The following is a 19,215-nucleotide window of genomic DNA, read 5'->3' as shown; positions in this document are numbered from 1 at the left end:
AAAGTTATGAGCTTGTAGACTAACAACTTCCGAAAACGTTTACAAATTTCAAAGTTGCAGGGAAGCTGTTAGTGAAAGAGGCTCGTATTTGCTGTTGAAGAACAGAAACTCCGGGAGGAATCGCTTTTGTTTATTGCACTAGGGTTCTTTTTATTCATGTCGTTCTTCCTTTCAGGGAGCGAAACGGCATTGACGGCGGTTAATCGAATGAAAGTTCAGTTGCGGGCGGATCAAGGAGATCAAAAGTCAATCAAGTTGAACAAGCTAATCTCCAAGCCCGACCGAATGATTACCGCCATTTTAATTGGCAATAACGTAGCCAATATTATGATGCCGACGATTGTTACAATGATTGCCATTGATAAAGGATGGCAGGTCGGTCTAATGACAGGTATTCTGACTGTCGTCATTATCGTATTTGGAGAGGTGTTGCCAAAAACACTTGCTGCGACTTTTGCCGATCGTATCGCATATATCGTAGCACCAACAATTTCGTTACTGGTAAAGGCTATGACGCCTTTAACATCACTTCTTTCTCTTTTCACAAATATATTCATCCGTATCATTTCTAAAGGAGCCGTTACGGAAGCAACATTGACGAAGGAAGAGCTTCGTTCCATGGTCGACATCGCTTCAACTGAAGGAACTTTCGAGCAAGAAGAGTCGCTTCGTTTGAAAGGTGTACTTGATTTTCCTGAGAAGGATGTATCTGATGTAATGGCAACACACCGTACAGATGTTGTTGGACTGCCGATTGACTCTACATACGAGGAAGTACGGGATACGATTTTAGAGTATTTTTACACGAGGTACCCGGTTTACGAAGAGAGCATCGATAGAATTGTAGGAGTTTTTTACTCAAAAATGTTTATCGAATGGTCGATGCATCCCGAAAAGAAATTATCCGATTTAATGGACGAGGATCCGTTGTTTGTCGTTCAAACATCAAGTGTTGAGAAAGTATTCAAGTTGATGTTAGCAAAGAAAAAGCATATGGCTGTCGTGTTGGATGAATACGGTGGAACGTTAGGCATCGTAACACATGAAGATATTATCGAAGAGATGATCGGGCAGGATATTGAAGATGAAACCGATTTCGATGAAGAAGTGCTCATTTATGAACATGACGACCATTGCTTAATTTGCCATGGCAGACTTGAAATTGTCGATGCGGTTGAACTGCTAAATGTGCCGTTACCAATGGACCATGAGACGATCGGCGGCTTCGTTATGCAAGAGTTGGGCCATGTGCCTGAACCTAAGGAGCGGTTTACATATGAAAATCTTTTCTTCGAAATTCAGGAAATGGATCGCAGCAGAATCGTGAAAATGAAAATTACAAAACGTTATGAAGATCCGGAAGAATAATCCGGGTCTTTTTTTCGGGGCTTGTAAAATGGTGTAGGCGCAAGTGAACACAAGACCTTGCCAGTAAGATTGCATTTCACGGTCCGTAAAACGGCAGCGTGCGCCAATAGTATAGAAAGATGCGCCAGAAAACCGAAGAGAACCGCCAGTAAAACGAGAATTTGCGCCAATAAAATCAAAATCTATGACTAAAACAACCGCATAATGATGATACGATTCACTCGATTCTATCGTTGTTCACATAATGTTCACGTTGACTTACAAGTTTGTAAGTAAAGTGAAAGGGAAAGCGATAGTTTGTAATATGGAAAAAGCCGATAATGAATTCAACAGTTACAAATCGGAGGCGTTATCGGATGAAAATGGATTTAACGGAGCTATATGAAGAGTATGGCAGATACATATATCATTTATGTTTGAAATTGACTCGTAATAAGGAAGAGGCAGAAGACCTCATGCAAGATGTTTGGGTGAAAGTTGTCCGCTATAGCGGCAAAATGGATAATGTTGACCGCATGAAAGCTTGGTTAACGACGATTTGCATGAATACGTTCCGGGATCGCTACCGCAAGGATGTTAGACGGAGCAAGCATGTTATGCACCAGCCGGAAACATTGGACGTGCCTATTTTGGACTTAATTCCGAGCGATCAAATGACACCTGTTGAAATGATTGAACAAAATGATGTTCAAACGATGGTTCAGCAGAAAATCAATGAATTAGACGGCATTTACCGTAAAACGATTGAATACTTTTATGTTCACCAATACTCTTTAATTGAAATCGCAGAACTAATGAAAGTGTCAATCGGTACAGTGAAATCACGTTTATTCCGTGCGAAAAAGTATTTGAAAGAATTAATGATGGACGACACTGCTGTTCAGGAATATGTGCTGGTATAAGAAACTGCGTGCAACAGTTTATTACTATTTCCCCTATACTTTGAGGCTGCCCGTTTTGGGTAGTCTCTTTTTTAGGACGCTGTTCATTGAACGAAGTTTCCTAACTTCCATTTTTCTTTTGTTTGTGATCGGTTCAGAAAGGGAAAATTCATAGATAGTTTCGTTGGATGGGGTTGAGGGTATGAGGAAATTTAAAGAAAGAATGCATGTAAAACAGTTATTGGTTGTAAGCATTCTTTTATTTCTCTTCTTATATATTGGGGTTATTGTTTGGCATACGAATAAACCATTACCTGCAGGCATCAATTACGCAGACGAATTACATAAGACAGATAGTATAGAAATGCTTGTTGATTTGACGTACGCGCAAAATGAGGAAGGGGATGGGATGGAGCACGAACTAACCATATTTGACGAAGTGTATAAGATGATTGACGAAGCCGAGTCTTTTATCGTGTTGGATTTCTTCTTAATGGATCATTATTCAGATGAACAAGTCGATTTCCCGGAGATTGCTCAGACGTTGACATCGAAGTTAATTGAAAAGAAACAGAACTCACCTAAAATGCGCATCGTTTACATTACTGATCCACTTAATATTGGATATGGTTCCTACAATTCTATTTGGTTCGATCAGTTGGAGGAAGCGGGAATTGAAGTTGTCTATACCGATTTGGAAAAGTTGCGTGATTCTACCCCGCTCTATTCTGGCTTGTATAGAACGATCTTTCAGTGGGGGACGAATGAAGGGAAGAAGGGGTGGATTCCGAACGCAATGGCAAGCGAAGCGCCGAAAATGACATTGTCCGCCTATTTGGTTTTGCTTAATGTGAAAGCAAATCATAGAAAGACAATTGTGACCGATCAAGCGGCAATTGTCACATCAGGCAATCCGCATAATGCGAGCGGTTTTCACGGCAATGTCGCCATGAAAGTAAAAGGGAGTGTGCTGAACGATATTTTGGAAGCAGAAGAGGCAGTTCTTCATTATACAAACGGCGGAACGTTGCCTCGCATTGAGACAACTAATGGTGAACAGGGAGAATATGAAGTGCAATATGTTACGGAAAAGAAAATTTTGGATACGCTCATGGCTGATATCGAAAAAACTGTCGAAGGGGATAAAATTCAAATGGGCATGTTTTTCATTGCGATGCCTGAAGTTGTGAAGGCGATTACGGATGCGGCCAATCGGGGTGTAGAGGTGGAAATGATTTTAGACCCGAACGAAAACTCCTTCGGCAATGAAAAATCAGGGTTGCCGAATCGGCCAGTCGTCCAACAAATGATGAAGGATTCAAACGGGAAGATTGAGATACGCTGGTATAATACTGTGATCGGCCAATACCATACGAAATTGGTTGCGATTCAAACAGAAGATAAAACATATATAACGAACGGCTCCGCCAATTTGACGGGCCGAACATTAGACAACTACAATTTGGAAGCGAATTTGCGGATCGTCGCTGATAATGATAGCAAACTTGTTCGGCAAATCAGAAGCTATTTCGATCGGCTATGGAATAATGAGGATGCTTTGTATACTGTAGATTTCGAGGAATATCAAAACACATTTACGTTTTTTCAAAGAGGTATTTATAAACTGCAAGAATTGTTGAAACTGACGACGTATTAATTGCTATGGAAAAGGCATTCAAGATACTTGCTGATGTACAATAGCTCAATATTGGGAGAGGTGAAACGAAATGGCTACTTCAGCGTTGCTGAAAACATTCATCAATATAGCTCAAAGAGAGTGTTTGAATGTAGGATTACTGCCTTCCGAAACAAACGACTTCACTTCTGTAAAGAGCTTAAATCGAGCTTTTTGTTAGATAGGTATACCGAACTTCTTGAGCAGCTTTAGATAGCCTTTGTTAAACAAACTGAGCGGGTGAGAAACATTTACTGTTTCATCACCCGCTCTTTTAATTTGATAAAGTCGCCAATTGCTCATTCAGCTCTGCAAGCCTACTTTCCATTTTAGCTAAACGTTCCTCTGCTTTACGGACGGAGTCTTCATGTCCTGTCGATTCCAATTTTTCAATATCACCTTGTAAGGATATATAGTCCATTTTCAATTCAGCGATTTCATTTTCAATCTGTCTTTTATTCATAATAGAGGCCCCCAGTCAGTCGCTTTTCCCCTATTGTAGCATATCGGACATTTCCTTTCCGCTCGTCCCACGTTTCGGATATTCTAAATAATAGCGGATCGCTTCCAACACTGATTCCTTGCCGTTCCCTAAATTCAGTGCGAGTTGCCGATCTACAGCTCTTTGGCGAAGGGATTCATGGAGGAGAGGCTCCATAATGGCATTCAATAAATTCGATTGTTTTACTTTTCTGCCTAACCCTAAGTGGATGAAGCCGTGTTGCTCTTTTGGAAACGATAGTCCAACTTCAAATTCATTTTGTGACAGGACGATCGTCGGGATGCCTAATAGAGCGATTTCGTATGGCATATATCCTGAACTGCAAAGTATGACATCAGCGTCAGCATATACTTCCGGTACATGATAAGGTGGTTGCATAATGACTGTGTTTCTTCTTCCTAATGCCATCATCCGAAGTGTACTTACGTCATGCGGATAGCGTTCTCCGATTAAAATGGTCACCTTCAGAGGAATTTGAAGTTGAGATACGTGCCGCAATGCCCGATAAGACAAATTTCCTTCATCTTCTTCGCCAAACGAAATGACCAAATGTGGCAAAGGTCCGGGCGCTTTCTTTTTCAATCCGATTTTTGCAAATGGAAGATAGGACTCGTCCGCAATAAATAAATTCCGGTCAATAACGTAATGGTCCGCTACTTCTTCTGCTGTTTCACTATACAATGTTTGAAGGACGAGGTCTGCATGTTGTCCACCTTCGCCAAAATCATCAAAATGAAGGACAGATGGAACGATTTCTATAATTTTTTCCACTTCTTCAGAAAATGTTGAACCGGAATCTCGCACTAACAGATCTGGCCGCAGTACGGCAAGTGCCTGCAGCAGTGAAGAATTTTTTCCGATTTCTATCGATTTAAAGCCATCGGGGGCAGGAGGGGACTGTTCGCCGACTATGAACAAGCAATTTGCTTCTTCGGCTATTTCTTTTGCCAAATAGGCAGCTCGCCTTGCCGGATAATCGCCTTTGCCATCTGCTCGGGAAATGTAAAACGCTACAGTTTTCTTCTTTAAAACTTCGATTGGAATCACCCTTTCTCATCCTGTAAGAAACACTCTCCTTTCACCCTATGTTCAGTAAAATTGAGATATGTACAAATAGGTGGTTTGTCATTGAAAATATGTTAAAATAGCTTTTATTCTCAAGAGAGATGGGGGATTTTGTGTTTGATTCTTTGCTGTTCGACTTGATGCTTGTCATCCTGATCGGGATGCTGTCGCAATGGATCGCGTGGAAATATCGCATGCCTGCGATCGTCGTCATGTCGATTGTGGGACTATTGGTTGGACCCATTTTTGATTTGATCAATCCGAAAGAAAGTATGGGTGATCTCTTTAGTCCGATTATCACCTTCGCTGTAGCAATTATTTTGTTTGAAGGCAGTTTGAATTTAGATGTAAGGGAAATTAAAGGATTCAGTAAACCAGTTGGAAGGATTGTTACGTTCGGAGCATTCATCGCTTGGATTGCGGGTTCACTTGCAGCTCACTTTTTGGCCGGGCTTTCATGGGAAGTGGCGTTTATTATCGGGGGACTTTTCATCGTGACGGGACCGACCGTCATTTTGCCTCTGCTACGACAAGCGAAGCTGAAGCCGAGACCTGCAGCAATACTTAAATGGGAAGGAATTGTCGTTGACCCGTTTGGCGCATTGTTGGCCGTCTTCGCTTTTGAATTCATAAAGTTTATCAATAGTGAAGTGACGTTGAAATCGCTGCTATTATTCTTTGCGGCTTCGGCTTTTGCCGTCTTTTTAGGATGGATTGCAGCGCTATTGATCGGTAACTCGTTTGAGCGCGGAGCTATTCCCGAGTTTTTAAAGGCACCTATATTATTCGTCATTGTGTTGTTCATCTTCGTCTTGTCAGATGAAATTATGCATGAGACGGGGCTGTTAGCGGTAACCGCAATGGGGATGAAAATGGCCAATATGCGTTTGACGACATTGAATGATGTCCGACATTTCAAAGAAAACATATCAGTCCTGTTGATTTCTGGCATTTTTGTCATGCTGACCGCGTCTTTGGACCCGGAGATTTTATTGGAAATTACGAATCCGTCAATCATTCTATATGTGTTGGCAATGCTTTTCATCGTCCGTCCATTGTCGGTTTGGATATCGACGATCGGTACGGAGTTGAACGTCAGGGAAAAACTGCTCATTGGTTGGATTGCTCCACGAGGCATTGTTGCACTTACTGTTTCTGGCTATTTTGCAACGATCCTTTTGGAAAACGGGTATGAAGACGCGGAGTTGCTAACGGCGCTTACATTTGCCTTAGTGCTATCAACAGTCGTTCTTCACGGTTTCTCGATCGGGTTTATTGCCAAGAAGTTGAATTTAACGACGACAGACGAATCCGGAGTCTCCATTATTGGAGGTTCGCGTTTCTCTGCAGCTTTAGCGCAATCCATTAAAGAGACTGGAAATGAAGTGCTTTTGATCGATGAATCATGGGCAGCTCTTTCGGAGGCGAGAAAGTTAGGATTGAACAGTTATGTTGGGGATATTTTGTCGGAACAGATTGAGTACCACATCGATTTGACGCCATACCGTTATATGCTGTCAATGACAAAATCCGATATTTATAACGCGCATGTCTGTGCCGACTTTGTGCCGGACCTTGGAAGAGATCATCTGTTCCAAACTGCTTTCCATGTCGGAAAAGATATTGAGACTTTTACAATTTCGGGAGGGCAAACGCTGTTCCAGCCATCCATTTCCATTTATAGCTTAGAAGAGAGGATGCATGCTGGTCATGTCATTCGAAAGACGCTCATAACAAAGCAATATAGTTACACTCAATACTTGCGGGAGCGGGACGATAAATCCATCTTGCTTTACATTCTCCGTGAAGATGGTTCTATCGAATTTTTCACTCCGAAAAGAGAATTGCAAGCAGTTGCAGGCGATGCAATTATTGCGTTGACTTCTCCTGCAAAAACGATTGAGCGGGTAAAAGAAAGATTGGATGTAGAAAATGGTGGAAGCGGCTTGCCTTATGAAAAAATTGAAGAACTATTCACTGAGGATACGAATGGCAATAGGCCAACGATTCCCGGAGATGCTCCTCAATCTAAAAAGTGAAGTAAGGCCGGTAGAGCTTAATTAAGGTCACCGGCCTATTTCTTTGGTACGATGGATAATGGAAAACAGCTTTGAGGAGGATGTTCAGTGAAAGTTTTGTTTGTGGACGGGACCATTATCGGCAGCAAAACAGGCGCAGTGCTTGAACAAGTCCGCACGTATATAAAAGATACGGGGTGCGGCTATGAGTTGGAACTTGTAAGTCTATCGGATTATACCCATCAATTTGTCGATGGACGTCCGATTGAGCAGTATAATGAAGATATGCAAAAACTATCTCGGAAGTTTGAGGAGGCGGACGGCTATATTATCGCCACTCCGATTTTCCAAGGTTCGATTCCAGGCGTACTCAAAAATGCGTTTGACATGCTTCATCCGCATACGATGCGCTATAAACCGGTATCGATTGTAGCAAATGGCGGTACATATCAGCACCACTTAGTTGTTGAAAATCAATTAAAGCCAATATTAGACTATTTCCGATGCCTGGTAACGCCAAACTATGTCTATACCCATTCAGGTCATTTTGATGAAAACAATCGGATTACAGACGATGAAATTCATAAACGTCTAAAAGAAATGGCAAGTGTCTTTGTGAAATATGCAGAAATGAGCAAAGATTTGTCAAGAGACGCAATCGATGAAAATTAATGTACGAATAACTTTCAAATAAATCGTAAGGCTGAAGCTGGTGTTGAAACGAAAATTGTTTCTTCACCAGTTTTTGTTGTGGAGAAATACTGGTGCGTTTAAGTTACAGCCATTACGTGAACAATGTGGAGCGTTTGTGATTCGATTGGCATCGGAACGGTTCTTCCGTATAATTGGTGTATGTAGAAAGGGGATTTTGTTATGTCCAAATCAGTAGTATTAGCCGAGAAGCCCTCGGTAGGGCGGGATATTGCGAGGGTGTTAGGCTGTAATAAAAAAGGTAATGGCTTTTTAGAAGGACCAAAATATATTGTGACATGGGCGTTGGGGCATCTTGTTACGCATGCGGATCCTGAAGGATATAGCAATGAATACAAGGAATGGAAGTTAGAGCATTTGCCGATACTTCCAGCCCCTTTCAAATTGACGCCTATTCGCCAGACGACAAAGCAATACAACGCGGTGAAGGCGCAATTAAGGCGTAATGACGTCAATGAAGTGATCATCGCGACAGATGCAGGCCGTGAAGGGGAATTGGTCGCGCGTTGGATTTTAGAAATGGCAAAAAACCGCAAGCCGGTAAAACGGCTTTGGATTTCATCTGTTACGGATAAGGCAATCAAGGATGGCTTTAATCATTTAAAAGACGGTCGAGCCTACGAAAATTTATACGAAGCGGCTGTTGCGCGTGCGGAAGCTGATTGGGTCGTCGGCATAAACGCGACGAGAGCTTTAACGGTAAAATATAACGCACAATTATCGACAGGACGCGTACAGACGCCGACATTGTCGATGATTGCAGAGCGTGAAAGACAAATTCGCGAGTTTAAGCCGAAAACGTATTACGGCATGCAAGCATTGACGGAAAGTGTAAAATTCACTTGGCAAAATGGAGATGGGCAAACACAATCTTTCGACAAAGAATTAATTGATCGGAAATTGGCTGCTTTGGACGGGATTCATTCCGGAACGGTAAAAGATGTGAAAACGACGCCGAAATCCCAACCGGCTCCTTCTTTATTCGACTTGACTGAACTGCAAAAAGAAGCGCATAAACGGTGGTCGTGGTCGGCGAAAGAGACGTTGTCGACACTCCAAAATTTGTATGAACGGCATAAGGCAGTTACCTATCCAAGGACAGACTCCAAGCATTTGACGTCAGACATGGCGGGAACGATGAAGGAGCGCATTAAAGCTGTTGATATTGGACCATACCGCAAATTGACTTCAGTGTTGTTGCGCAAAAATGCGTTTAAACCGCAAAAGGGCGTCATTGACGATAAGCGCGTATCCGATCACCATGCGATCATACCGACAGAAGAGACGCCGATTATGCAAAGTCTTTCCGATAAAGAACAGCGATTGTACGACCTTATTGTGAAACGGTTCTTAGCTGTGTTTTTCGGTCCGTTCCGCTATGACCAAGTGACGGTTGAGTTGGAAGCAGGTGGCGAGAAGTTCACAGCAAAAGGCCGGACGGTAACGGATGAAGGGTGGAAGGCTGTTTATTCCACCGATGATATAGAAGAAGATACGGATCGGCTTCCGGCATTCCAAAAAGGGGAGAGCTTAAAAATTCGCGCCATCATTAGGACAGAAGGACAGACAAAGCCCCCTGCACGGTTTAATGAAGGGACTTTGCTTGCGGCGATGGAAAATCCAGCACAATTCATGGCTGGCGAATCGAAAGATCTGATCAAGACACTTGGCGAGACGGGCGGATTAGGAACAGTCGCTACCCGAGCGGATATTATTGAAAAACTGTTCAGCTCCTTCGTCATTGAAAAGAAAGGGAATGACATTTATACGACTTCGAAAGGAAGGCAGCTCCTTGAATTAGTGCCGGATGATTTGAAGTCTCCTGCTTTGACGGCTGAATGGGAGCAAAGCTTAACGAAAATCGCGAATGGAAAAATGAAAAAAGAATCGTTCATGAAAGAAATGATTGATTTCTCGAAGAAAACGGTAAAGGAAATTAAGACGGATGACAAAAAGTTCCGCCATGATAACGTTACAGGAAAAATGTGCCCTGATTGTGGCAAACCGTTGTTGGAAGTAAACGGTAAACGTGGCAAAATGCTCGTCTGCCAAGATCGGGAATGTGGGCACCGACGCAATGTATCGACATTGACGAATGCACGCTGTCCGAACTGCAAGAAAAAGTTGGAGCTACGTGGAGAGGGAGATGGACGTATTTTCGTTTGCAAATGCGGCTACCGGGAGAAATTGTCCGCATTCGAAAAACGGCGTGCAAATTCAGGCGGCAAGAAAGCGGATAAGCGAGATGTACAAAAATACTTAAAAAAACAGGAAGAACCAGTAAATACAGCGCTGGCGGATGCGCTAAAGCAACTATTTGAAAAATAAGTTTTTAGAGTCTTTTGTCCGATATAAGCCTTTGGAAAAAATGGGTATAATTTTGATACATCTACCTTTAAAAAAGATACCCATTTGATCGGAGGTACAGGACATGAATGCCGTGATGACATTCGCATCCGCAGCAGACCAGCTGCAAAGATATAATTCGATCCGAAGAAGAAATGCCGAAGCTGCATATGATCGCCAAGCGGCGTATAATGGTCGCAATCAAAAGACACTTTCTGAATTAGAGGCGTTGTTGCGTGGAGATCAAGAACCTGAAGCTCCTGTTGAAACGAAAGAGTTTCAAAAATTAGATGCGGGGCAAATGAAACAAATATCGATGCCGATTGGCAAGTCGCTCGAAGAAACAATTGATCTTTGGCGCGACGTTCGCAGGGAAGCCATTTCCGTCCCTGCACCAACGACTGCTGACCAACAGTTGGCAGCGACTGCTTCCGCAAAAATCCGTGAAACCGAAGCACAGCTTTCCATCCAAAGGAAAGCGGAGGCGGAACTGAATGCGGCTACTGCTGAACAGCGGTTGCCATTCAAAATGGCATCAGTCAATATTCCTTTTAAAGTGGGAAGCATCGAAACCTTAGAGAAAAAGCAATTTACAAAAGCAATCTCCGCCTACACGATCCAAGTAGAGGCGAAAAAGAAAGGCTATGCAATCGAATGGCCTATTTTCTCAAGAACAGCGTAAAAAAGCTGTAGGCTTCTCATAGTGAGCTCGGTTAATGGGGAGAAAATATTAAAACATAGAGTGCAGGGACATCAGTTCACATAAGAATTGATGTCCCTGTTTTTCTTCCAACAACATGTAGATGCTTTCTATTGATGAATTGGAATCACAATTCGCGTTGAAATACACAGAATATAATGGAATATCTTTAGGGGTGAGTCTTTGCTTTTAAATTAAAGGAGTGGTGAGCATTTTATGTATTTAAATAACTATTCCAAAATAATAGTGAATATTGGGGTGGCAGTTGAAAAGGGTGATTTAATAAAGTCAAAAGTACACTACTTGATGAAAATGCAGCTTGTCATATTGCATTAGGTCAAGCGTACATTGATAATATTTTGGATGGACCTTTAAAGAATGAAGAAGAACTAACAGAGTTAGGTATGAATCGATCAGCTGTTCATGAAGATCTTATGTTTGGTGATCGCTCCATGAGTGTCTACGGATTATTAGAAAAGGAAGAAATTCTAATAATGGAAAACGGTGAATGGAAAATATAGGTTTGAATTTTCTTGTATCTATAAATGCCTGAGTAGGAATGTGTAGATTACTTTAGAGCTCTTTTCATGTTGCAACTAATAATGGAGGGTATGTATGGGAAAGAATGCAAAGGTTTTATTTTTTTTATTGATGATACTAATTTTATCGGCATGTAATAATGTCGCTGAAAATCAATCAGTAGAAGGTTTAGATGGTATAACTGATCATTCTAACGATAAAGAAGATCAAGCTCAAATTCTAAAGATAGATTCAGACCTAAAAGTAAAGGATGGCTGGCATATTGTACCAGAAGGTGTGAATGCAATGACGATCTCCGCAGAAGTAGAGAATGTTGAAACAATATTATTTTGGATAACCCCAACAGGAACAGGGACATGGGGGGAAAGAAGGCTTATTGGTTACGACATAGATGGGAATGATGGCTGGTCCATTGAATGGGAATTTGGTGAAAGGATATTCCACGACCATATTACTGTTCAGGCCTTGGGAAGCGATTTTGCAACACAAGTAAGTGAGACTTTGAATGTACATTCCGTTAGCAAGACGGATGAGGAATAGTATGTAGGAAAATTGCTTGTTTTGTAGCTTATACTACTTAAACTAACTGTGGCGATTTTAACAAAGCAATATCAATTTGATAATTTTAATGAAGCTGGGAAAACTACACCTAAAGAGTATTTGAGGTGATTAAAAATGACCAAATTCATTTCGCTATTGTTAATATCATTTTGTTTGTTGTTTTTCTTGACCATAGATGCAACTGCAAACGATAAACCCAGTCCTTATGAAGAGATTTATCCCGAAATAGGTTACAAAACTGTGGAAGCTGCATTGGACGATTTTGAACAACATTTCAAACAAAAACTTAAGCTCCCGCTTAGAGTACCACCAATAAGCTTTACCCATCATTTTGGTAGCTTTAGTGATTTAGATGGCGACATGAATGACGCATTTGAAGTGAAATTTATAAATGATCAACTATCTGAAAATCATTAAAAAATTATGTTCGACCGATAAAGAATCATATTCCTATAAGAGAGAAGTACGTGGTAAAAACCTATGAATTAAAAAATGGGGTTGTAGCCAACTATATGACGATTTTAGGATTTAATGTGCTTGTTTTCGAGATAGACGATTGGCAATACATGATAAGTATTGATAAACGGGTATCAGATAAAGTTACTCCTGAAGCCTTGTTAGATATAGCCAATTCAATTGATTATTGATTCAAATTGGAAGTTTTGTTAGTGAACGTGTGCTTTACTTCAAATTTGGGGGCGGCACCTTTTATACCTAAGTAGGTTAGTACAAAATTTTTTTAAGTGGAGAAGGATTTTTTGCTGTCAAAGCCGAAACTTCTTATCATGACACGAAAAACACATTAACAAATTATACAAATGGACTTTTTTTATTCAACTATAGGGGCAGTTTGATTGTAAGAAAATGGAGGGAGATGTATATGTTCAACAAAAAATTAATTTTAATTTGCGCATTATTTTTAACGCTATTTATTGTGGGGTGTAATGATGAAGAGCCAACAAAAGCAGAAGTGATTCAACACAATTGGAATGAAAGTCCTCTTTTTAAATCAGGAAGTTATACAATGATCGGGGAAGAGGGGCGTTTGGGTTTTATTTACGATGATAGCGAAGTAGTTCGATTTTATCCAGATAAAACACAAAAGTATATGTGGCATTTTTGGGGAAATGAAGATGAGTTAATTGGTGATTTTATTGTTTTAGGCACCCACGAAAACAGTGACGAAGAAATAACGGTTTTTCCAAAGTCAGGGAATACCAATCTTAGCCCAATTAATGGTGCAGATCAGCATATGCCAACAAATATGACGCTCCCTAAAAGTGGAATGTGGAAGTTAGATGCATATATTGGGGACGACATTTTTGGAAGTGTTTATGTAAAAGTTCATGAGAAATAAATCGCTAAACAAAGATAATAAATAGTTCGCCAAAAAAACGCTCAGATTTGAGCGTTTCAGACTGTAGACAAAGTATTTTTTCACTTTGTCTACAGTCTTTTAAAGGTTTTTAGTTATGGGATAAGTGTTTGCCCAGCTTGGCTTGAAAACGCCTGCCAGACAAGGCGCGAAGTCGAGCGAAGACCCGAATAGAACTTAAGGTTCATGAGGGGACGAGCGAGACGAGCAACGCAGTATGCGAGCGTTTGTCAACAAGCTGAAACGCTCAGATTTGAGCGTTTTTATTTGCTGAATAACCTGATATTTACGTTGTTAATTCTACTATTCGCCCATCAACCTGTTAGGATTCTCTGAAGGCTTTTTAATATTGAATCGGCGTTGTAAGTGTGGAAGGTGAAGGTTTGCAGCCAATAGGCTATCGATTTTAGGAATCTCCTTTACTTTTAAGTGAAGCGAAAGTGAGGGAAGTTCCTTAAAATAGTTTGAAATGTAGATATCCGATGATTAATGTCAGATAGCGATGGTAAATGCCAAGGGATCGGTGAGGTGGTGGACTTTTGTCGAACAGTGGAAACCGTGCAAAGGTGGTGGGTAAGTAGCGATTTTTAGCAACTGTGCATTTACTGTGATGAAGCTGCGATGGTTGATATACTATTGGTAACTTTGTAATACAATCATAGGTGAGTTATTACAATTATGTAGAAATATGAAGTTCATTGACAAAAAAAGGTTGGTGATAGGTTTTGGGAAAGCAGAAGAAAGCGGCTAAAACAAATGCGGTTAGGATGTTGGAGAAGGAAAATATCCCTTATGAATTGATGGAATATGATGTAGAGGATGGCTTGTTGGATGGTGTTTCGGTTGCGGAAAAGACCGGTCAGGAAGCTTCGACAGTGTTTAAGACGCTTGTGACAATGGCGGAACGGGAGTTTTTCGTTTTTATAATCCCGGTAGCGGAGGAACTGAATTTGAAAAAGGCGGCGAAAGCGGCGGGTGTGAAAAAGTTGGAAATGCTGCCGTTGAAGGATTTGACGAAGGAGACAGGGTACGTGAAAGGTGGCTGTTCTGCCATTGGTATGAAGAAGAAATTTCCTACCTTTATTGACGAATCTGCAGCGGAACTGCCTTATATTATCGTTAGCGCAGGCAAAGTCGGTTTACAGATGAAATTGAAACCAAATGATTTATTGACAGCGGCAGAAGCTTCTTTCCATGATCTTGTAAAAGAAGAATAGTAGATGTCATGCAGATTCGACATCTGCTACAATAGACAAGAAGAAAATGAGCCATTCTTTTGAATGGCAAGTAGATGGAAAGAAGAATGTACAATGCAAATGAGAAAGATATTTATTTGGAGATGGGTGTTTTTCCTTGTCGGCATGATGGTTTTGTCGTTGGGCATAACGATGACCATAAAAGGGCAGCGTCTCGGAATTGGCCCGTGGGATGTGCTGCATGTCGGCTTGTATGAAAACTTTGGTCTCTCGATTGGGACATGGGGGATTATTACTGGTTTTATTATTATCGTGACAACAGCTGCAGTTCTAAAACAATGGCCGCAGTTAGGAACTTGGCTAAACATGCTGCTCATTGGAATTTTTATAGATGTATTCAATTGGCTATTGCCGGATATTCACACATTGGTAGGTCAAACGATTATATTTGTTTTTGGAGTCCTCGTAATGGCCTACGGTGTTGGCATCTATGTTTCCCCGAATGTTGGGGCAGGACCGCGCGATAGTTTGATGCTTATTTTAGTAGAGAAATTAGGCATTAGCGTTAAAATCGTCCGAACGGGCATTGAAGTGATCGTTGCTGTTTTGGGCTGGCTATTAGGAGGTCCAGTCGGCATTGGAACGGTTGTAATCGCTTTGCTAATTGGTCAAATTGTTCATTATGCTTTGCCGCAATGTCGCAGACTGTTGTTGAAAATTGTTGGTGAAGAAGATGAGGACGTATTGCTGAGAAAATGAATAAGTGTGTACTTATTGCCTACTGGTGTTCAAGTGGAGCGGTGAAAACGTAACGAAGAACAATGTTAGAATGCATTCCACTCTGTTGAATCGGACTTTGTGAAAAGTTGGGGAGTATTGGCGAAAAACTTTACTTATAGTTGTAAGTTGGGCATTCAAAGAGTCGCGACTGGTATTTGTAGCTTGTTTATGTGTTGGTTTACAGGGGTTATGCGTATTGCGGGAGCGTTATGCGCTTTTGGATAGGCTTATGCGTATTGCGGGAGCGTTATGCGTTTTAGTATGGGGTTATGCGTATTGCGGGGCGTTTATGCGGGTTGGATTAGCGTTTTGCGTGTTGTCAGGAATTTATGCGGAGTGGGTTAGCATTTGTGCGTTTATTAACTGACTTATGTGTGTTAGCACGGATTTTATAAGTTACGTAAAATCAATTAAGCGTGATGCGTAGGAATTTACGCGCTTTATAGCAAAATTTTTCCGAAGCATGTGCAGACAAGCCGTGCTTTTTTTTATTGGTTAGGCATATGGTAGTCGTAGCAGGCAGACTTGAAAAACGGAAAGGATGATCATTATATACGGAACGATTACGGAATATATGGGGACTGCCTATACTGGTCACGGAATTGCGCATAAGTATGACACATTGATTGCATCTGCGGATAGGACAATCTTTCTAAAATGCCCGCCGACTCATGCGATTTCCATTATGCTTAATGACGCGGCAGCGCATTTTTTGAAAAGGGGGCATGATGTTGACCGGTTCATGAATCCAGCTAATCCGGAAAGGACGGATGCAATTTATGTTAAGGACATCGGTTTATTCATTTTGCAAGCATCGTACCCGGTGTCTGCGGAGCCGCTTGAGTTAGGGGGCCGACATTCGGTCATCAGTTTTTACGATATTTACGATGAGGAAAGATTGAAAGATCGAAACAGAGAAATTGCCGATAGTTTCTATCAAGCGGAGGTATCTGTGAAAAAAACGTTGCGCTCATTGTCAGAGGCAATCACAATCCATGATGAATGGGAACAAGTGAATATTAACCGTATGATGTGGGATCGTCACGCAGATTTGATTGATTCCTTGAAAAAGGAATTATTTGGGACGATGAAACTGCATAAGGAATCGGCAGTTTCGCATCGGCTTATCGGCTCTTTATCGTCGGGCGGGTCCCATGATTTTATCCCTTCGATTACGAATCGGATGAAGCGGCGTATACTGATGAAAGGGTTGTCCGGTTCTGGGAAATCGACTTTGCTGAAAGCGTTAGGGAAGGAAGCGGAAGAACGGGGAGTCGATGTGTTATACGGCTGGTGCGGCTTAGATCCAAATAGTGTCGATCTCATATTATTTCCTGAGTTGTCTGTTTGCCTCTTTGATGCAACAAAGCCCCATGAATATGATCCAGATGGCTCTGCAGATGAATTATTGGATCTTGTTCCTTTATGTGAAGAAGATAAAGATGCCGACCAGAAAATTGAAGAAATTTCGGCTAGATATAGAGAGAAGATATTGGACGCATCCGGCTATATGCACGCATTTGCGCAGGCTGAAAGCAGAATTAGGACATTGATGGATCAGGCGATTGTTCGAGAAAAATTGGATGAAAAGGCGAAAAGGCTTACGAGCATGATCGGACTATAACGCAGCTTCCTTATGCGATTTTTTGCTTCCTGTATGATAAAATGGGGGCATCACTCGTTTGAAAGGAAGATCGCAGTGTCAAAAGTGTTAGATGCATTTCTACAAGAAAATTTACAGGAATTAAGGGACTTGGGTCTTTACAATGAAATTGATCCAGTTGAAGGCCCGAATGGCCCCATTATAAAAATTGGCGGAAAAGATTTGATCAACCTCTCTTCGAACAACTATTTAGGTCTTGCGACGGACGAGGATTTGAAAAAGTTGGCAATCGAAGCGACGGAAAAATACGGCGTTGGTGCAGGTGCTGTGCGGACAATCAACGGCACGCTTGATATTCATTTGCGATTAGAGGAAAAATTGGCGGAGTTCAAAGGAACGGAAGCTGCTATTGCCTATCAGTCCGGGTTCAACTGCAATATGGCAGCCATTTCTGCTGTTATGAATAAACAGGATGCCATCCTCTCCGATGAATTGAACCATGCTTCCATCATTGACGGGTGCAGACTTTCTGGTGCGAAAATTATACGTGTGAAACATCAGGATATGGACGATTTGCGCGCGAAAGCGAAAGAGGCGACAGAATCGGGCCAGTACGGCAAAATCATGTATATTACAGACGGCGTATTCTCAATGGATGGAGATATTGCAAAATTACCTGAAGCTGTTGAAATTGCAAAGGAATTTGATTTGATCACATATGTGGATGACGCACATGGTTCTGGTGTAACTGGTAAAGGAAAAGGGACTGTAAAGCATTTCGGCCTTGAAAAAGAAATCGACTTCCAAATCGGTACATTATCAAAAGCGATCGGCGTAGTAGGCGGTTATGTTGCGGGAACACAAGCATTGATTGACTGGCTGAAAGTCCGCTCCCGTCCGTTTTTATTCTCCACTGCTTTACCAGCAGGCGATGTTGCAGCAATTATGGGCGCGTTGGACAAAATTATGGCTTCTACCGAGCTGCATGACAAACTTTGGGACAACGGCAATTACTTAAAAGCCGGATTGAAAAAATTAGGCTTTGACATCGGCGTTTCCGAAACACCAATCACGCCGTGCATTATCGGAGAAGAAAAACTGACACAACAATTCTCCAAGCGTCTAATTGAGGAAGGCGTCTACGCAAAATCAATCGTCTTCCCAACCGTTCCAAAAGGTACAGGACGTGTACGTAACATGCCGACAGCAGCACATACAAAAGAAATGTTAGATGACGCATTGCGTATCTATGAAAAAGTAGGAAAAGAATTAGGCGTCATTTCGTAAAAGGATAAAAAAGCAGAAGCGTTGCCATTATTGGACTGCGCTTCTGCTTTTTTGTTATACCTTTTATTGATGACGGATTTTATTCGTTTTAAATAAACAAGTATTTTCCGATAAACAATAAAAAAATGCATATAATAAAGTGAAAAGGGTATAGGCAGAGGAGATAATGTAAATAGGAGTGAAGCGGGTGCATTACAACGAGAGCGTCCAACTATTACAATCGAATGGTAAGAAAGGCGCCGTCATTGTAAAGTTCAGATATGAGAAAATCAAAAAAATCATGCTCTTTATAGTGAAGGATGCTGGCATGATTTCATTTGAAGAGCTATCGGAAAAGACTTTAAGAAGATTAACGCCATTTGACGGGAATAACAAGTGGTATATGGAAGCAGTTGTAACGGATTTAGAGGCAAGGGGACTTTTGGAATGTCCTATGCACAATGGCCAACTTTTTGTGAAGTATGTAGGCTGACAACTTAATATTGGATTCGAAACGGGCTGGGACATAACTAGCTTTAAATAAGAAAAAAGTGAAATTGAGCTCGCTCAATTTCACTTTTTTTCATTTTTTAAAGTCCCCCTTTCCTGTTGGCCGTGAATTTTCGTA

At 41.4% G+C, this 19,215-nt stretch carries 18 protein-coding genes and 1 pseudogene; 17 read left to right on the top strand and 2 right to left on the bottom strand.

Annotated features, from left to right (window positions below; genetic code table 11):
- Window positions 1-126 precede the first annotated feature (126 nt).
- The 3 genes from WFH04_RS04640 (at window position 127) to WFH04_RS04630 (ending at window position 3,906) form a co-directional block, all read left to right on the top strand.
- Window positions 127-1,368 carry a hemolysin family protein gene (locus WFH04_RS04640; RefSeq protein ID WP_336822897.1) on the top strand — a complete coding sequence of 414 codons (1,242 nt, stop codon included), beginning with the start codon at window positions 127-129 and terminating at the stop codon, window positions 1,366-1,368.
- A 356-nt stretch (window positions 1,369-1,724) separates the two neighbouring features.
- Complete coding sequence (locus tag WFH04_RS04635; RefSeq protein WP_336822896.1) at window positions 1,725-2,270, top strand: RNA polymerase sigma factor; 546 nt, start codon at window positions 1,725-1,727, stop codon at window positions 2,268-2,270.
- A 181-nt stretch (window positions 2,271-2,451) separates the two neighbouring features.
- A complete protein-coding gene (locus WFH04_RS04630) occupies window positions 2,452-3,906 on the top strand; it encodes a phospholipase D family protein (RefSeq protein ID WP_336822895.1) in 1,455 nt (484 codons plus the stop codon).
- A gap of 292 nt (window positions 3,907-4,198) precedes the next feature.
- Here the strand turns inward: WFH04_RS04630 and WFH04_RS04625 are convergent, their stop codons facing one another.
- Complete coding sequence (locus tag WFH04_RS04625) at window positions 4,199-4,387, bottom strand: SE1832 family protein (protein WP_336822894.1); 189 nt, start codon at window positions 4,385-4,387, stop codon at window positions 4,199-4,201.
- A 30-nt stretch (window positions 4,388-4,417) separates the two neighbouring features.
- Window positions 4,418-5,473 carry a CMP-N-acetylneuraminic acid synthetase gene (locus WFH04_RS04620; protein ID WP_336822893.1) on the bottom strand — a complete coding sequence of 352 codons (1,056 nt, stop codon included), beginning with the start codon at window positions 5,471-5,473 and terminating at the stop codon, window positions 4,418-4,420.
- 131 nt (window positions 5,474-5,604) lie between these two features.
- Between WFH04_RS04620 and WFH04_RS04615 the strand changes: the two genes are divergently transcribed.
- From WFH04_RS04615 to WFH04_RS04550, 14 genes and pseudogenes are all read left to right on the top strand, one after another.
- Complete coding sequence (locus tag WFH04_RS04615) at window positions 5,605-7,530, top strand: cation:proton antiporter (protein WP_336822892.1); 1,926 nt, start codon at window positions 5,605-5,607, stop codon at window positions 7,528-7,530.
- 87 nt (window positions 7,531-7,617) lie between these two features.
- Window positions 7,618-8,181: an NADPH-dependent FMN reductase gene (locus tag WFH04_RS04610; protein WP_336822891.1), complete on the top strand. Its 564-nt coding sequence runs from the start codon at window positions 7,618-7,620 to the stop codon at window positions 8,179-8,181.
- A 201-nt stretch (window positions 8,182-8,382) separates the two neighbouring features.
- Window positions 8,383-10,548 carry a DNA topoisomerase III gene (locus tag WFH04_RS04605; protein ID WP_336822890.1) on the top strand — a complete coding sequence of 722 codons (2,166 nt, stop codon included), beginning with the start codon at window positions 8,383-8,385 and terminating at the stop codon, window positions 10,546-10,548.
- A 103-nt stretch (window positions 10,549-10,651) separates the two neighbouring features.
- Complete coding sequence (locus tag WFH04_RS04600; protein WP_336822889.1) at window positions 10,652-11,248, top strand: hypothetical protein; 597 nt, start codon at window positions 10,652-10,654, stop codon at window positions 11,246-11,248.
- A 317-nt stretch (window positions 11,249-11,565) separates the two neighbouring features.
- Window positions 11,566-11,787 (top strand): annotated as a pseudogene (locus WFH04_RS04595) (aminopeptidase); the annotation flags it as partial.
- 94 nt (window positions 11,788-11,881) lie between these two features.
- Window positions 11,882-12,346: a hypothetical protein gene (locus WFH04_RS04590; protein WP_336822888.1), complete on the top strand. Its 465-nt coding sequence runs from the start codon at window positions 11,882-11,884 to the stop codon at window positions 12,344-12,346.
- A 135-nt stretch (window positions 12,347-12,481) separates the two neighbouring features.
- Window positions 12,482-12,784 (top strand): hypothetical protein, encoded by a 303-nt coding sequence (locus tag WFH04_RS04585; RefSeq protein ID WP_336822887.1) that lies wholly within the window; start codon window positions 12,482-12,484, stop codon window positions 12,782-12,784.
- Between the two features lie 50 nt (window positions 12,785-12,834).
- Window positions 12,835-13,014, top strand: coding sequence for a hypothetical protein (locus WFH04_RS04580; RefSeq protein WP_336822886.1), 180 nt, complete (start codon window positions 12,835-12,837; stop codon window positions 13,012-13,014).
- Between the two features lie 233 nt (window positions 13,015-13,247).
- On the top strand, window positions 13,248-13,724 hold the full coding sequence (locus WFH04_RS04575; RefSeq protein WP_336822885.1) for a hypothetical protein: 477 nt from the start codon (window positions 13,248-13,250) through the stop codon (window positions 13,722-13,724).
- 743 nt (window positions 13,725-14,467) lie between these two features.
- Entirely contained in the window at window positions 14,468-14,959 is a 492-nt protein-coding gene (ybaK, locus tag WFH04_RS04570; RefSeq protein WP_336822884.1) for a Cys-tRNA(Pro) deacylase, read from the top strand.
- Window positions 14,960-15,058: 99 nt separating this feature from the next.
- Complete coding sequence (locus WFH04_RS04565) at window positions 15,059-15,697, top strand: YczE/YyaS/YitT family protein (RefSeq protein WP_336822996.1); 639 nt, start codon at window positions 15,059-15,061, stop codon at window positions 15,695-15,697.
- Between the two features lie 562 nt (window positions 15,698-16,259).
- Window positions 16,260-17,342 carry a hypothetical protein gene (locus tag WFH04_RS04560; RefSeq protein ID WP_336822883.1) on the top strand — a complete coding sequence of 361 codons (1,083 nt, stop codon included), beginning with the start codon at window positions 16,260-16,262 and terminating at the stop codon, window positions 17,340-17,342.
- Between the two features lie 75 nt (window positions 17,343-17,417).
- Window positions 17,418-18,608 carry a glycine C-acetyltransferase gene (locus WFH04_RS04555; RefSeq protein WP_336822882.1) on the top strand — a complete coding sequence of 397 codons (1,191 nt, stop codon included), beginning with the start codon at window positions 17,418-17,420 and terminating at the stop codon, window positions 18,606-18,608.
- A 187-nt stretch (window positions 18,609-18,795) separates the two neighbouring features.
- The gene (locus tag WFH04_RS04550) at window positions 18,796-19,080 is read left to right on the top strand and encodes a DUF6958 family protein (protein WP_336822881.1); all 285 of its coding nucleotides are present in this window, start codon (window positions 18,796-18,798) and stop codon (window positions 19,078-19,080) included.
- The last annotated feature ends 135 nt before the right edge of the window (window positions 19,081-19,215 follow it).

It is taken from the genome of Sporosarcina sp. USHLN248, from assembly GCF_037144575.1.
GTDB classification, from domain to species: Bacteria; Bacillota; Bacilli; order Bacillales_A; family Planococcaceae; genus Sporosarcina; species Sporosarcina contaminans.
Note: the sequence above shows the minus strand (reverse complement) of the source record. Positions and strands in the feature narration are given on the sequence as shown.